Below are 14691 nucleotides of genomic sequence, written 5' to 3'. Positions count from 1 at the left end.
TATGTACCCGCTATTATACTACGTGTTTGCTGTTATAAAGAAATTTTTCACAATTTCACATATTGTTTTGATACTTATCCCAAACTTTTATTTTATAGTATAGATAACATAAAATTTGCTACGTTAAAAGGAGTGTTTTTCATGGATCCACGTGATTATGAAAGAGAGGAAGAACGAAAAGAAGAATATGAAAATCGCCAGCAGCGCTATGATCAGTATCAGCCTTCATCGTCGTCACAGCCTCCAAAAAGACGCTTATTTCCAGTGATCGCATCTTCCATCGCCGGAGCAGTACTAGGGGGAGGAATTGTGCTATACGGCGCTCCGCAGCTAGGGTTAATGGATTCAGCGGATACGCAAACAGCGAATCAAACGAATCAAACAACGCAGACTCAGACCGCAACAACAACGAGCACAACGCCTCGAACAGTAAGCACAACCGTGAATCAGTCAGATCTTGTTTCAGTTGTAAATAAAGTATCAGCCGCTGTTGTAGGCGTGAACAATATCCAGCAGCAAACAAATCCATTTTCTGGAGATACTCAAACGCAAGAAGCAGGAACGGGTTCCGGTGTTATTTTCAAAAAAGAAAATGGAAAAGCATACGTTGTGACCAATAACCACGTTATTGACGGCGCAAGCGAAGTAGAAGTGTCACTTTCAAATGGGCAAAAAGAAAAAGCTAAAATTGTCGGAGCTGATGCGCTAACGGATTTAGCGGTGCTTGAAATGTCCGATAAAAATGTTGAACAAGTGGCGAAGTTCGGAAAATCATCAGATTTAGTGGCGGGTGAAACGGTTCTTGCAATCGGTAACCCTCTTGGTGAACAATTTTCTCGTACGGTCACACAAGGTATCGTGAGCGCAGCAAAACGCTCTGTCCCTATTTCAGAGAATTGGAACGTAGACGCAATTCAAACGGATGCGGCGATTAATCCAGGAAACAGCGGCGGTGCCTTGATCAATTCTTCCGGTGAAGTAGTTGGTATCAACAGTATGAAAATTTCAGAAGACAATGTAGAAGGCATTGGCTTTGCTCTTCCAAGTGATGAAGTGCAGCCGACGATTGAACAGCTGATGAAAAACGGAAAAATAACGCGTCCGTATATGGGGGTAGGTCTTCAAGATGTAGGTCAGCTTTCAGCTGCAACAAAACAAGATCAGCTAGGCCTAACAAGCGATACGTCTGAAGGAGTTGTCGTAACGACGGTTGAACCGTTCTCTTCTGCTTCTGATGCAGGTTTACAATCAAAAGACGTGATTGTTGCCATCGATGGAAATGAAGTCAAAACATCCAGTGATTTACGTCAATATCTATATACAAAACGCAAAGTAGGAGACACGGTAAAATTAGACGTGTACCGAAATGGAAAAAAACAAACCATTTCTCTGAAGCTTTCAGCACAGCAGGATAACAATGGATGAGTTCAACACCGTTAAAGCTGCTGCTAGCAGTATTAACAGCGTTCGGATTTTTGGCAGGATGCGGAGAGAAGCATTCAAACACGATGTTTCCTTCTGTAGAAATTAGTCAGCTATCTTCTGCCAAAGGAGTGGCAGCGTATGAGGGAGGCAAGGTGACAGGAGCAGAATTCAACCGTTTTTTAGCCGTTGAAGGGTTCTTAAATCCAGATGCCCCGCTAAATGATACAAGCTACCGCAAAGAGTTATTGCGGCAGCTTGTTATGCAAAAAATCTTAATTTCGCATCCAAAGACGAGTGATAAAGTACAAAAACAAGTCGAGGATATGTGGAAGCAAATTAAACGCTCATATGACCTGGATACAAGAAAACAAGGTTATGAAGTGTTAAATATTCGTTCTAGTGATGTAACCGGCCAGCTAACGAATCAATTTAAATTAGAAGAATATTTCCGTAAACAAATTACGTCTGATGAACTAACTGCTTACTATAAACGTATTGAAAACGATCTAACACGCGTATCTTTTACGCGGCTGGCTTTCCCGACTTTACATGATGCCGATGTCGTTGCGGCTGAACTGAAAAAGGTAACATCGGTTCAAGACGTTCAAAAAAAATATGCTGATGTTCAGACAATCAGCACAATAGAGAATGATGATAATCTAAAGCTTTCAAGTCTATCTCCCTCTTTTATAGATGTTTTAAAAAAACAGCACATCGGAGAGAGTAGTGAGCCTATTAAAATGGGTAAAGTCTATTATATTCTTATTTTAAAACAAAAAGATAAAAAAACGGAATCAGAAGTCAAAGAAGAAATGATGAAAGAACTTGTTTTGAATCATATCAACCGGTATATCCAGGATGAACTGCCAAGGTTTCACGTGACTTTCAACCTTAGGTAGTTCCCTTTTATATAGATTGATTGTTTTCAAAAAACAAGCAGGTAAAAGAGCTTTCTATTAATAGAGAGCTCTTTTACATTTTTAAGTAGACAGAAATGTCGGCACCTGATAAAATGAAGTTGTAAAACTTTCATTATTCGGAAAATTTATACCCTCCAGCTTTGGAGGGTTATTTTTTATGCTGTTGGACGAATAAAAGAGGCTGGGACAAAAGTAGTTTAGTAGAAAGAAAATCCGAACGATGAATCGTTCGGATTTTTTCGTTAGTATGGTGAACGTATGTTTCATCTATTTAGTTGCTTCTAGCTGTTGATTGGAGGGCAAGGCGAAGACTCCTGCAGGAAAAGCGGAAAGCGAAGCCTGGTACGGAAATCAACAGCGGTGTCAAAAGTGATTCATACGAGCATATTTATCCTATTGTTTGCTTTTAGAGTAGACTGCTTTCATTACGTTTCAATCACTTTTCATCTTTTAAATGACTCAATAATGCAGAAGACATCTCTACATGGGAAAGGGCGATGTGTGAAATCGTTTTGGCATAAGGTGTAATTTCATTAATAAATTGTTCGAGTACGTGCAGGTGAGGAAGCTGAAGCTTTGTAATAAAGCAGGCTTGCCCGGCGATGCGTTCACAGAATAAAGCATACGGATACTGAGAAATAAATCGTTTAAAACGCTCGTGCTCTCCGTTTTTCATGGTTACTTCAATAAAACAAGACACGGGCAACTGCAGCTTTTCATAATCAATATCGATTGTATATCCTTTTATAACACCAAAGCTCTCTAGCTGTCTTACTCGCTCTGCCACTGAAGGAGGAGACAGGTTAATTTGTTTTCCTAGCTCTCTTAAGGAAAGACGGCTGTTTTGCTGCAGCGCCTGCAAAATCGATAAATCAATTTCATCAATTTTCAATTGGAAACCTTCTTTCTTATTAACGTTTCATTTGATTAGTAACAGAAGATAATATGTTTTATATGTTATCTGAAATTTCTATTTTTCTTACTATAATAATTAAAAAGGAGTGAGTAAAAAATGGCAAGAGTTTTGTTAACAAACGAAGAGGGAACAAATTTTGAAAAAGCACTAAATTTAATTCCGCATGTAAAAAGGTTGTATGATGAGCTATACGACAAGCTTTGGAACAGCGATATAGTAAAAAGAGAGACAAAGGAAAAAATCAGGCTTTATCTAGCAGGTGTGAATGGCTGTGAGACGTGTATGAGCATGTCATATGTAGGTGATGAGACGCTTAATCAAAAAGTATTAAGAGAAGAAGAAATTGAAGAAAAAGATCGACTGCTGTTTCGATTTATTGATGTATACCGGGTGCGTCCAAGGGATTTGACGGATGCTGATATGAATCAATTAAAGAAATTTTACAGTGATACGCAGCTGTTAGAGCTTTTGGCTGTTATTAATTTGTTTGATCAATTTCATAAACTGATTGTCAGTTTAGATTTATATGATTTTTGCAGTTTGCAGCGCAAGTAATGTCTTCCTTAAAAATATCTTGACAGACAAAATCCACAGGAGTAAGATAGCTTTCGTGAAGTGAAACGTATCATGAATCGAATCGATTATTCTAAAAAATAGAACATAGACATTTGAATAAAAATCGCTTAATCCATTACGGAGCGGAGGACCCATTATTTACGCACATATTGTGCTCTGGGGTGAATCCTTAAAAAGGTAGGGTTACTCTTAAAACCCGAACCCGACAGCTAACTTCGCAAGCGTTTTGAGGGGGAAGAGTGTAAAAAAACACAGGAGCCTTCCTGTGTTTTTTTGCGCTTTTTTTAAGAAAAAGATGTAATTTTTTAGAAAAAGTATAAGCTAAGAGAACACACAGCAGTTGAAGAAAGGAATAAATACATTATGAAAAAACAGTTTGCTGTATTGGGATTAGGTCGTTTTGGAGGAAGTTTGGTTGAAGAGTTTGCTAATCTGGATGTGGATGTGCTCGCTATTGACCGCAATCAGGAGGTAGTAAAGAAATATAGCAACTCAGCTACATATGTTGTGCAGGCGAACGCAATTGATGAAGCTAGCTTAAAAGGGCTAGGTATCCGCAATGTTGATCATGCTCTTATTTCGTTTGGGGATGATATCGAAGCAAGCGTGCTGGCAACAATGCTTTTAAAAGATATGGGCGTTAAGCAAGTATGGGTAAAAGCGGTGAATATGTATCATCAAAAAGTGCTGGAGAAAATAGGAGCGGACAAAGTCATTCACCCTGAGCGCGACATTGCTAAGCGGATTGCTCATCACGTGGTGTCAGAAAAAATCATTGATTACATTGAACTGTCAAAGGATTATAGTATTGTCGAAATTGTCGCCTCTAAGAAACTTCATAATAAAACGCTGTTTGATTTAAATATCCGTGCCAAGTACGGCTGCAATATTATCGGCTTTCAGCGAAAAGACGGGGAAATGGTGATTTCGCCTACCGCGCATGAAATAATTGAACAAGGAGATATGCTTATTGTCATCGGACATAATCGCGATTTGAACCGTTTTGAAGAAGAAGGAGTTTAACTTATGAAAAAACAAATCATTAAACTCACTCCTCCGCAGCTGCTTGTCTCCATTTTTGGCGGAGGAATTATTATCGGTGCTCTTCTATTGATGATGCCTTTTTCTACCACCGAGCCAATTCGGTGGGTAGACGCCCTTTTTACGTCTACTTCCGCTATGACAGTAACCGGTTTAGCCGTCGTAGATACAGGCACGCGTTTTACCGTCATCGGTCAAACGATTATTATGCTGTTAATTCAAATAGGCGGTCTTGGCATTATGTCATTTGCCGTGCTGATTTTTATGATGCTAGGTAAAAAAATTGGATTTAAAGAGCGTATGCTCGTTCAGCAGGCATTAAATCAGACGAGCGTCGGTGGAGTTGTGCTGCTAGTTAAAAGGTTATTCATCTTTTCATTTTTAATTGAGTTTGCTGCACTTATTTTTTTAGCGATACGCTGGGTTCCGGAATTCGGATGGTCTAAGGGGCTGTTCTTTAGCTTGTTTCATTCGATTTCGGCTTTTAATAACGCAGGGTTTGGACTACTGTCTGATAACTTAGTTCAGTATGTAGGAGATCCTATTATTAACATAACGATTTCTTTTTTGTTCATTATTGGTGGGTTAGGCTTTACCGTCCTTGCTGATATGTGGGTGAAAAAATCGTATAAAAAACTAACGCTGCATTCAAAAATTATGATTATCAGCACGTTCGCCATTAACGTGATTGCCATGCTTTTTATTTTTTCTTAGAGTACGGCAATTCGCATACGCTCGGAAATTTATCATTAGGAGACAAAGTATGGGCTTCTTATTTTCAAGCGGTAACAACAAGAACCGCTGGCTTTAATACGATTGATTTAGCTCACCTGCATGACGCAACGGTCTTTTTAATGGTTTTGTTAATGTTCATTGGTGCAGGAAGTGCGTCAACAGGAGGCGGTATCAAACTCACGACGTTTGTGGTGATTGTCTTTTCTGTATGGGCATTTTTACGAAGCAGGGAAGATATTGTGCTGCTAAAGAGACGTCTTCTTCCTCTTCATGTGTTTAAGGCCCTAGCCATTACGATGATTTCAATTATATTTGTGTTTGGAGCCATCTTCCTGTTGAATATTTCGGAAAACCTGCCGTTTGTAAAAATTATGTTTGAAGTTGTTTCTGCGTTTGGAACAGTAGGTTTATCGATGGGAGCGACTCCTGAACTTTCGTACTTTGGACGCGTGATTATTATCTTTATCATGTTTTTAGGAAAAGTGGGTCCATTAACGCTTGCGTTTTCATTATCTAAGCAAAAGCGTGAAGCCGTTCGTTATCCAAACGAAGATATAATGCTAGGATAGAAAAATCGCCTTCGATGAGGCGATTTTTTTATATTATTTATACGTTCAAGACATATAAGAGGTTACGCACAAAACAGTTGCGATGAATAAAAAGAAGGCAAAGACAAGAACAATGGGCAATTTGGAATGTCGGCGCATTAAAGGTCCCCCTTTTTTATAGTAAAAAAATCTCTTACTATATATAACGAAAGAATCAAAAATATGATTCACTTTTTTGGGGAATTTTGAAGATTTTTCACGTTGAAAAAATCCGCACCCCTGTCCTAAACATTTTGCCAAGCTGTTGCATACACTAAAAGTAGATAACAGGAAGTGAGGGATGGTACGTGGGAAAACAAAATTTTGCGTTAATCGTTGTGTTATTTGTTTTACTTGTTATTGTAGGTGCGTCTTGCTTTCGCTTTTAAACGTTAACTTTATTTGCGCATAGCCCCCGTCAAAAAGGGCATACTAGGCGGAAGTAAAAACCAAAAATTTCTTCAATATTGCCGAACAATGAGTTCCTCTACTCATTCATCTAATCGGTATGTAGCCATGCGAAAGCATGGTTTTTTTTGAAATAGGAGAGGACGAATGATGTTCATCCTCTCTAGAAATTAGTAGTAGCAAGAACACCCTACGATTACTAATAGAATAAATAAAACAACGATAAATGAAAAACCAAAACCGCCTTTTGCGCCCATATGTGTAACCTCCTTTAATAAAAGTCTCTATATCCTATGTACTAATTGGGTTAAGTGATTGAGAAATTTGCCTATTTTTTAAGGGTAACGTTTTTTGTGAAGAATGAAGAACACTTACTTTTTTCATTTGCGCAGAAATCCTTTATGATAAAGAGGAAAAGGAGGACAAACAGGTGGGAATACATGCACAATACGTCATGAATCAGCTAGAAGAGGGAAAGTGGAAAGAGATCAAACGCGAAATTCAACAAGAAATGAAGAAAAAACCTCAAGCGTCTGATTTGTACTGTTACTTAGCGGTTTGTTTAGCAAAGCAAATCGAAGAATCCATTATTTTTGAAAAAATGGTATTGAACTTAGAAATGGACAGAGCTCTTCATCAGGCATTAACATTAAATCCATCTTCAAGCTTGGCGCACTTCGTTCGAGGAATAAAATACCGGGAAACTCCGCTTATGTTTGGAGGTAATTACGAAAAATCGCTGTTTTACTTGCAGCGGGCAAAAGATCTTGGTTTTGAAGGGGTTATGCTGCCGCTCGAACTCGCCAAAACCTATATTCAATTAAAAGAAATGGAAAAAGCGAAAGAACAAATCGCTTATGCCCAGAAAATCAATCCTACTCACGCGGATATTAAAAAAGTCGAAAACATGCTGCAAACAGGACGGTGAATCAAAAGTCCTGTTTTATTTTTGGTTTTCAGAAAACATATGCTGATTTTCATAAAGAATTGCTTTTTATATAACAATAAGAATATTTATAGAAATTTTAAGAAGTGCATGTAAGTCCAACGACTTCTTAACTGCTAGATTTTCTACATTATTAGAGCGTTCAGTCTACATAATTCCAAAAATAGTAAGAAACTATCAGCCTATGGATAAATTGTTAGAAAATATAGATAATTGTAAATGAATAGAGAGAAAAGTTAAACATGCGATTAACTAAAAAAGCAAAGGTATGATTTACTTTGCTTTTTATTTATACACATATGTAAAAAATATCATAATAAACCAATTTATTCTTTGGGGAATCCATCGTCTCAGGCGATGTGAAATAATGTATTTGAAGGAGGAGACCCAGATGAAGGTTATGAAGATGTTGGCTATTGCGTTATTTAGTCTATGTTTAGTTGTCACACCAGCTGCTGCTGAAGTTCCGGGTGTCGACCATTCAATGAAACGGGGTGCTACACAAGGAATTGTAGCGGCATCTCACCCGCTGGCTGCTGAAGCGGGGAGGAAAGTTTTAGCTGAAGGCGGAAACGCTGTAGATGCGGCAGCTGCCATTCAATTATCTCTAAACGTTGTGGAACCGATGATGTCAGGTATAGGCGGCGGCGGCTTTATGATGATTTATGAAAAAAAGAAAGATAAAATTACGATGTTAGACAGCCGTGAAATGGCACCAGCTGATGTCACGCCTAAGCTGTTTTTAGATTCAAAAGGAAAAGTCATCCCTTTCAGTAAGCGTCACATAACAGGAAAAGCAGTTGGAGTTCCTGGTACGCTAAAAGGAGTAGAAACAGCCCTTAAAGATTATGGAACAATGGACTTATCAGATGTTATTAAACCAGCTATTACTCAAGCAGAACAAGGAATCAAAGTAAATTGGTCGATGGCTCAGTACATTGATGAAAATGCGGACAAGCTTGAAAGATACCAAACGGCCGGTAATGTATTCGTGCCGAATGGCAAGCCGTTAAAAGAAGGAGATAAGCTTGTTCAGCCGGATCTTGCTAAAACATTAAAGCTTATTCAAAAAGAAGGATCAGACGCTCTTTATAAAGGAGAAATTGGAAAAGCGCTTGTTAAAGAAGTTCAAAAACGCGATGGAAGCATGACCATGGATGATTTAAAAAATTATGTTGTAAAAGAACGCGAGCCGGTCAAAACAACTTACCGAGGCTACGATGTAGTTAGTGCGGCTCCTCCTAGCTCCGGCGGATTAACCGTGCAGCAGATTTTAAAGCTAATGGAAGGTTATGATGTAGAAAAAATGGGTTCCAATACGCCTCAGTATTTGCAGCATTTAACGGAAGCGATGCACTTAGCTTTCGCGGACCGCGCGGCGTATATGGCAGATGAAGACTTTTACGAAGTGCCGAAAAAAGGACTGTTAGATGAAGATTATATTAAAGAACGTCGTAAATTAATTAATCCAAACAAAGCAACGCCTAATGTCAAAGAAGGAGACCCTTGGAAATATGAAGGAAAAGAAAATCCAAATAAAGCAACAGTAAAGGAAGAAAATCCAATCGGCCAAACGACTCATTTCTCTGTTGTAGACAAATGGGGAAATATGGTTTCTTACACGACTACCATTGAACAAGTTTTTGGTTCAGGAATTATGGTTCCTGACTACGGATTTATGCTCAACAATGAAATGACGGATTTTGATGCCACTCCGGGAGGCGTGAACCAGGTTGAGCCTAAAAAACGTCCTCGAAGCAGCATGTCTCCAACGATGCTGTTAAAAGACGGAAAGCCGTTCATGGCAATTGGCTCACCGGGAGGCCCAACCATTATTGCGTCTGTAGCAGAAACGATTATGAATGTTATTGACCATAAGATGCCGATTCAAAAAGCGATTTTAACACCTCGTATTTATTCAGGCGGCTATCCAACCGTAAGATGGGAGCCTGGTTTTAGCCAAGATACAATTCTTGAAATGATGGCTAAAGGACATGCGTTTGAAGAAAAGCCTGAGCATATTGGAAACGTTCAAGCGGTTATCTATGACTATGAAACGGGGAAAATGTACGGAGGCGCTGATAATACGCGCCAAGGCACGGTATTAGGAGTAGACGCAATTAAATATGTATCCAAACAGCCAAAACCAATTAAAGAAGAGAAAAAAGGAGAGTTTACGGTTGAAGTCAACCGTGCCGTTTATCCATTTACTGATAAGCAAGTGAAGCTGATTGATGGAAAGCCTTACGTTCAATCGGATCGCCTGCTGTTAGGCTTAGGCGTCATTGATTCGAGTGATTTAAAGCTGTATAAGCCAAATCACCACTCCTATTTATCGGTTATCAAAGTAGCCAAATCACTTGGCTACAAAGTGAAATGGGATGAAGAAAAGAAAGTAGTCTCATTAGAAAAAGATCCTGGTGAAGATGATAGCGGCGATGATGAAGATGGAGACATTATTACAAATTAAAAAAGGCGCTGGGATAAAAGTAGTTTAGTTGAATAAAAATCCGAACGAGGAATCCTACTCGTTCGGATTTTTTTATTGCTATGGTGACTATAGTTTTCGTCGATGCAGCGGCTTCTAGCTGTTGAATGAATTTTGTTATGTCTCACTCTTTTTTTATGAAAGCAAATAAAATTGGCGATTTTAAGCCAAATGACAAAAAAGTTTGCATGGTTTGCCAAAAAGTTGTAGAAATCGACAGTTTTTTTGGCATATATAAGAAAACCCGTGATAAAAAGACTGATAGAATGCTACAAACAAAGTTGGCATCATTTTTGCATAAGAAATAGATGAGGGGCTGTATCAATGAAAAAAATACATAGTTAAATAAACGCCTATGTTTACTTCACACAGAATAAAATGCAACGGAGGTATAGAAAATGAAAAAAGAAATTTCAATTATCGGTGTACCAATGGATTACGGGCAAACAAGAAGGGGCGTAGATATGGGGCCGAGCGCAATCCGCTATGCGGGCATGAATACACGCTTAGAAGCTCTTGGCTATACCGTACACGATGAAGGCGATATTAAAGTAGAGATTAAAGAACGGGCAGACGTGGATAAAAATACGAATCTAAAAAACTTAGCGGCCGTAGCGAGTGGCAATGAACAGCTTGCTGCAAGAGTTGAAGAAGTGAAGAAGCAAGACCGCTTTCCATTAATATTAGGCGGAGACCACAGCATTGCGATTGGAACGCTTGCAGGAGTCGCGAAAGGTTCAGAAAATTTAGGCGTTATTTGGTATGATGCTCATGGCGATTTAAACACCGCTGAAACCTCTCCATCAGGCAACATTCACGGCATGCCGCTAGCGGTGAGCCTGGGTATTGGACATCCTGTGCTTTTAAATATTGGAGGATATACGCCAAAAATTAAACCTGAAAATCTAGTTATTATCGGTGCTCGCTCGTTGGATGATGGTGAAAAAGAGTTAATTAAAGAAAAAGGAATTAAAGTGTATACCATGCATGAAATTGATCGTTTAGGTATGACGCAAGTGATGAAAGAAACGATTGATTATTTAAGCGGTACAGACGGCGTGCACCTGTCGCTAGACTTAGACGGCTTAGATCCAGATGATGCACCAGGCGTAGGTACACCTGTAAAAGGCGGCATCAGCTACCGAGAAAGTCATTTAGCAATGGAAATGTTAGCGGAAGCAGACATGGTCACATCCGCTGAATTTGTAGAAGTGAACCCCATTTTAGATCAGCATAACAAAACTGCAGAAGTAGCGGTTGCGTTAATGAGTTCATTGTTTGGCGATAAGCTTTTATAGGAAAAAGCTACTTATAGGTATTGTATGGAGAAAATCTGTTATGATCCAAGAAACGGTCATGCAGGACTAAGCGGCTGCCATCCTCGCTACGGGGCTGGCGCCATTTGAAAATCATCCGGCATCAATCGACTTCAGTCATGAAGAGCTACTTAATAAGCGGATATAAAAACAAAATAAACCTAAAAAAATGAAAGCGATTTCATTTTTATGCAGCAAAGGGAGGAAATGGGATGAATATTCCACAGGGGCAGCCAGGAGAATTAAAAAGAACGATGAAAACAAGGCATCTTTTTATGATATCACTAGGGGGATGTATTGGTACCGGTTTTTTCCTTGGGTCAGGTTATACCATCAATGAAGCAGGTCCGATGGGAGCAATGATTTCCTACTTAGTAGGAGGGATCATTATGTATCTAACGATGCTGTGTCTTGGAGAATTATCCGTTGCTATGCCAGTTGCAGGATCGTTTCAAACGTACTCCACGAAATTTATAGGCCCTGCAACTGGTTTTGCGATTGGATGGCTGTACTGGCTAGGATGGGCAGTAACGGTTGCACTTGAGTTTTTAGCTGCCGGACAATTAATGCAAAGATGGTTCCCAGACTCGCCCGTTTGGTTATGGTGCGCCATTTTTGGAGCGTTAATTTTTTCATTAAATGCACTTTCAGCTAAAGCATTTGGTGAAACAGAATTTTGGTTTTCAAGCGTTAAAATTTTCGCCATCATTATGTTTATTGTTGTAGGCGGAGCGGCAATGTTTGGACTCATTGATATGAAAAGCGGACAGGAAGCACCGCTTTTATCAAACTTCTTTGCCGAAGGGCTGTTTCCAAATGGCGTAACGGCTTTGCTGATTACGATGATTACGGTGAACTTTTCGTTTCAAGGAACAGAATTGATTGGAATTGCGGCAGGAGAAAGTGAAAATCCGGAAAAAACAATTCCAAAAGCGATCAAGCAAACGGTTTGGCGTACGCTTTTCTTTTTCGTCTTATCCGTGTTTGTCCTAGCAAGCATGATTCCTCGTGAAAAAGCAGGCGTCGTAGAAAGCCCGTTTGTTGTTGTGTTAGACAGTGTAGGTGTACCTTATGCGGCGGATATTATGAACTTTATCATTTTAACAGCTCTTCTTTCAGTCGCAAACTCTGGATTTTACGCGGCTACACGTATGCTTTATTCTCTTTCAAGAGAAGGAATGGCAAGTCCTGCGCTTGGAAAAGTCAACAAAAGAGGGGTTCCGTTTAATGCACTATTAATTACGCTTGTGATTTCATGTTTTTCGCTGCTTTCAAGCGTAGTGGCAGCTAAAACCGTTTTCGTATGGCTGATTTCACTCGCTGGACTTGGCGCTCAAATTGGCTGGATTGCGATTACAGCTTCACTGCTTGCGTTCCGTCGTGCTTACGTGGCTAAAGGTGGAAAAGTAGAAGATCTAAAATTTAGAACACCCCTTTATCCGGTTCTTCCTATCGTAGCGCTTATTACGAACTGTATCGTTATGATCAGTCTTGCGTTTGATCCCGAGCAGCGAATGGCGTTATACTGCGGAGGTATCTTCTTTATAGGCTGCTATGTTTATTATTATTTGAAAATTCGAAAACAAAATCAGTCAAAACAGGAGCAAGAAGTTCAGCTTGCGGAAAATAAACGAATGATTATTTAACAAAAAAACCCGGAAAATCGTAATTTTCCGGGTTTTTTTATGTACTCGTCTTTAGCTATCTAGTGTTGTCTCTTCATTTTTACGGAGGCGAAGTCTCCATAGCATGATAAGGGCAACCAGTGTAAGAACAATACCGCTGCCGAGCAGGATATGACTCACTGTTTTATCCTGCTTTTTTTGGCCTTGTTCAAAATATTTCTTGTACATCGCCACCGCAGCTTTATTTTGCTTGTATTTTTTTGGAACGCTCATTTCTTTTCCTAGTTTCCAGCCGTCTTTATAAGCTTTTTGCTGTAAAGATTTCACATCTTTATTCGAATAAAAACCTGCTTTGTACCATTTTACTAGTTCAGGCTTGTCTTGAAGACTTTTAGGCGCTCTATAGGTCTGATAAGTGAAAGCTGAGTCGTATCCGTCTGCTTTTACGTCTTTTTGTTTTTGTTTCTGTCCTTTTTCGTATCCTTGTTCAAAGGCTGTTTGCAATTCGCCCTCTGCTTCTGCAGGTACTTCTAATGAAAGGTCGTGATAGCCTTGTACGTAGCCCTGCTTTTCAAACTGCTTTTTTTGCTGATTCAGTACTTCGGCTTGAGCGGTTTCAAAGCCTTCTGTAAAAGCCTGACGTGTGACATCCTCATCATCATACATGCTGGGAACGCTCATTGAGTCATTTTCAAGACCTTGGTCATAGCCTTCTTTTTTTGCTTTAACAGATAGATCCATTAAAGAAATAGCTTTTTTGTAGCCTTGAACATACCCTTTATTCCAGTCGGATGACTTAGAAGGGAAAGGGTCGATTTCTGATTGAATCGTAGCATGTTTGTAATCAAGGATGCCTTGCTGATAGCCTTCCTCTTCGCCGGCAGCCATTTCATTTTCTTGTTCAGTCTTGAGTTCTTCCTCTTTTTGCTGCTGTCCTTTTTTATATCCTACCGTATACCCCATCATAAACCATGTGAATTCTTCAGAAGATTTGTCCAGTCCTGTTGTTTGATCAAACTGCTCGAATTTTTTCTCTGCGTATCCATCTTCTTCTCCGAGCGAATAGCCTTCTTGATAGAGAGAGTCAAAAATAGCTTTTACATCTTCATTTGTAACGCTTGTTGGCTGATCCAAAACGTCCGAAGAGGAATCAGGAGTAGCATAAGAAGAGACGGGGTCACTTGCAAGAATAAGTAAGCAAGCTGTACTAATAACGGCTAATTTTTTTTTCATCATTTCTTCACCTTTTAGTTCAAAGTTAATATTTATTTTGTAGTTTAAGCGTACAGCTTTCCATGGAGAAAGGCGTGTAAAAGTTTCTCCAATTATGAAAATTATAACATTTAAATGGAAAGGAGAATAGGTGGTAAAAAGGAGAAATATGTGTTTTTTACGGAGTTTTATTTTTGTTGCTGTTTTGCTTTTTTTACTTTAAATGAGCGGTAAAATACTTCAACTGCAAAACAGAACAAAAGGAAAAAAAGGACAAATAGTTCAGCAAACTCTATAACACGAAACGGACTGTAGGGATTTTGCAAGGCCATGGAAAAACTAAATCCTTGCATCATATCCACACCGATAGAAAATCCCATTAAGCATCCTAACAGCAAAGCTGATATCCAAACGATTTTCATATGTCTCACTCTCCGTTTTTATTTTTTTCTTAAAAACATTCTACCGATAGTTTTTGTTATTTTTTTGGTCTTAC

General features: G+C 39.2%; 13 protein-coding genes, 1 pseudogene and 1 riboswitch. Of the genes and pseudogenes, 10 read left to right on the top strand and 4 right to left on the bottom strand.

Going from position 1 to position 14691, the window contains the following annotated elements; genetic code table 11:
• Positions 1-141: 141 nt before the first annotated feature.
• Both N178_RS22420 and N178_RS22415 read left to right on the top strand, forming a co-directional pair.
• Entirely contained in the window at positions 142-1425 is a 1284-nt protein-coding gene (locus N178_RS22420) for a S1C family serine protease (RefSeq protein WP_045295004.1), read from the top strand.
• Positions 1422-2324, top strand: coding sequence for a peptidyl-prolyl cis-trans isomerase (locus tag N178_RS22415; protein WP_045295003.1), 903 nt, complete (start codon positions 1422-1424; stop codon positions 2322-2324). Before N178_RS22420 ends, N178_RS22415 begins: the two co-directional genes overlap by 4 nt.
• A gap of 457 nt (positions 2325-2781) precedes the next feature.
• Here N178_RS22415 and N178_RS22410 read toward each other — a convergent pair whose 3' ends face one another.
• Complete coding sequence (locus N178_RS22410) at positions 2782-3237, bottom strand: Lrp/AsnC family transcriptional regulator (protein ID WP_045295001.1); 456 nt, start codon at positions 3235-3237, stop codon at positions 2782-2784.
• A gap of 120 nt (positions 3238-3357) precedes the next feature.
• Here N178_RS22410 and N178_RS22405 point away from each other — a divergent pair, with 120 nt between their 5' ends.
• The 4 genes and pseudogenes from N178_RS22405 (at position 3358) to N178_RS26410 (ending at position 6589) form a co-directional block, all read left to right on the top strand.
• On the top strand, positions 3358-3816 hold the full coding sequence (locus N178_RS22405) for a carboxymuconolactone decarboxylase family protein (RefSeq protein WP_045295000.1): 459 nt from the start codon (positions 3358-3360) through the stop codon (positions 3814-3816).
• Between the two features lie 115 nt (positions 3817-3931).
• Positions 3932-4076, top strand: a riboswitch (cyclic di-AMP (ydaO/yuaA leader).
• 124 nt (positions 4077-4200) lie between these two features.
• On the top strand, positions 4201-4860 hold the full coding sequence (locus tag N178_RS22400; RefSeq protein ID WP_028415014.1) for a potassium channel family protein: 660 nt from the start codon (positions 4201-4203) through the stop codon (positions 4858-4860).
• Between the two features lie 3 nt (positions 4861-4863).
• Positions 4864-6182 (top strand): annotated as a pseudogene (locus N178_RS22395) (TrkH family potassium uptake protein).
• A 326-nt stretch (positions 6183-6508) separates the two neighbouring features.
• A complete protein-coding gene (locus tag N178_RS26410) occupies positions 6509-6589 on the top strand; it encodes a YjcZ family sporulation protein (RefSeq protein WP_272946353.1) in 81 nt (26 codons plus the stop codon).
• Positions 6590-6778: 189 nt separating this feature from the next.
• Here the strand turns inward: N178_RS26410 and N178_RS26405 are convergent, their stop codons facing one another.
• Positions 6779-6865 (bottom strand): YjcZ family sporulation protein, encoded by an 87-nt coding sequence (locus N178_RS26405; protein WP_016765201.1) that lies wholly within the window; start codon positions 6863-6865, stop codon positions 6779-6781.
• Positions 6866-7038: 173 nt separating this feature from the next.
• Between N178_RS26405 and N178_RS22390 the strand changes: the two genes are divergently transcribed.
• The 4 genes from N178_RS22390 to N178_RS22370 all read left to right on the top strand — a co-directional run bounded on the left by N178_RS22390 (position 7039) and on the right by N178_RS22370 (position 13004).
• Positions 7039-7536 carry a tetratricopeptide repeat protein gene (locus tag N178_RS22390; RefSeq protein WP_045294998.1) on the top strand — a complete coding sequence of 166 codons (498 nt, stop codon included), beginning with the start codon at positions 7039-7041 and terminating at the stop codon, positions 7534-7536.
• A 409-nt stretch (positions 7537-7945) separates the two neighbouring features.
• The gene (gene ggt / locus N178_RS22385) at positions 7946-10024 is read left to right on the top strand and encodes a gamma-glutamyltransferase (RefSeq protein ID WP_045294997.1); all 2079 of its coding nucleotides are present in this window, start codon (positions 7946-7948) and stop codon (positions 10022-10024) included.
• A gap of 416 nt (positions 10025-10440) precedes the next feature.
• A complete protein-coding gene (gene rocF / locus N178_RS22375; protein WP_045294993.1) occupies positions 10441-11340 on the top strand; it encodes an arginase in 900 nt (299 codons plus the stop codon).
• Between the two features lie 230 nt (positions 11341-11570).
• Positions 11571-13004, top strand: coding sequence for an amino acid permease (locus N178_RS22370; protein WP_043978423.1), 1434 nt, complete (start codon positions 11571-11573; stop codon positions 13002-13004).
• A 51-nt stretch (positions 13005-13055) separates the two neighbouring features.
• On the opposite strand, the gene N178_RS22365 is transcribed toward N178_RS22370, so the two are convergent.
• Both N178_RS22365 and N178_RS22360 read right to left on the bottom strand, forming a co-directional pair.
• Positions 13056-14219 (bottom strand): hypothetical protein, encoded by a 1164-nt coding sequence (locus tag N178_RS22365; protein WP_045294990.1) that lies wholly within the window; start codon positions 14217-14219, stop codon positions 13056-13058.
• A gap of 164 nt (positions 14220-14383) precedes the next feature.
• Positions 14384-14617, bottom strand: a complete 234-nt coding sequence (locus N178_RS22360) for a YczF family membrane protein (RefSeq protein ID WP_045294989.1) — start codon at positions 14615-14617, stop codon at positions 14384-14386.
• Positions 14618-14691: the final 74 nt, after the last annotated feature.

Source organism: Priestia aryabhattai B8W22 (assembly GCF_000956595.1).
GTDB classification, from domain to species: Bacteria; Bacillota; Bacilli; order Bacillales; family Bacillaceae_H; genus Priestia; species Priestia aryabhattai.
Note: the sequence above shows the minus strand (reverse complement) of the source record. Positions and strands in the feature narration are given on the sequence as shown.

Excerpts from the sequence above, each read along its gene's own strand:
- N178_RS22420 (WP_045295004.1), top strand. The coding sequence starts at position 142 with ATGGATCCACGTGATTATGAAAGAGAGGAAGAACGAAAAGAAGAATAT.
- N178_RS22415 (WP_045295003.1), top strand. The coding sequence starts at position 1,422 with ATGAGTTCAACACCGTTAAAGCTGCTGCTAGCAGTATTAACAGCGTTC.
- N178_RS22405 (WP_045295000.1), top strand. The coding sequence starts at position 3,358 with ATGGCAAGAGTTTTGTTAACAAACGAAGAGGGAACAAATTTTGAAAAA.
- N178_RS22400 (WP_028415014.1), top strand. The coding sequence starts at position 4,201 with ATGAAAAAACAGTTTGCTGTATTGGGATTAGGTCGTTTTGGAGGAAGT.
- N178_RS26405 (WP_016765201.1), bottom strand. The coding sequence starts at position 6,865 with ATGGGCGCAAAAGGCGGTTTTGGTTTTTCATTTATCGTTGTTTTATTT.
- ggt (WP_045294997.1), top strand. The coding sequence starts at position 7,946 with ATGAAGGTTATGAAGATGTTGGCTATTGCGTTATTTAGTCTATGTTTA.
- rocF (WP_045294993.1), top strand. The coding sequence starts at position 10,441 with ATGAAAAAAGAAATTTCAATTATCGGTGTACCAATGGATTACGGGCAA.
- N178_RS22370 (WP_043978423.1), top strand. The coding sequence starts at position 11,571 with ATGAATATTCCACAGGGGCAGCCAGGAGAATTAAAAAGAACGATGAAA.
- N178_RS22365 (WP_045294990.1), bottom strand. The coding sequence starts at position 14,219 with ATGATGAAAAAAAAATTAGCCGTTATTAGTACAGCTTGCTTACTTATT.
- N178_RS22360 (WP_045294989.1), bottom strand. The coding sequence starts at position 14,617 with ATGAAAATCGTTTGGATATCAGCTTTGCTGTTAGGATGCTTAATGGGA.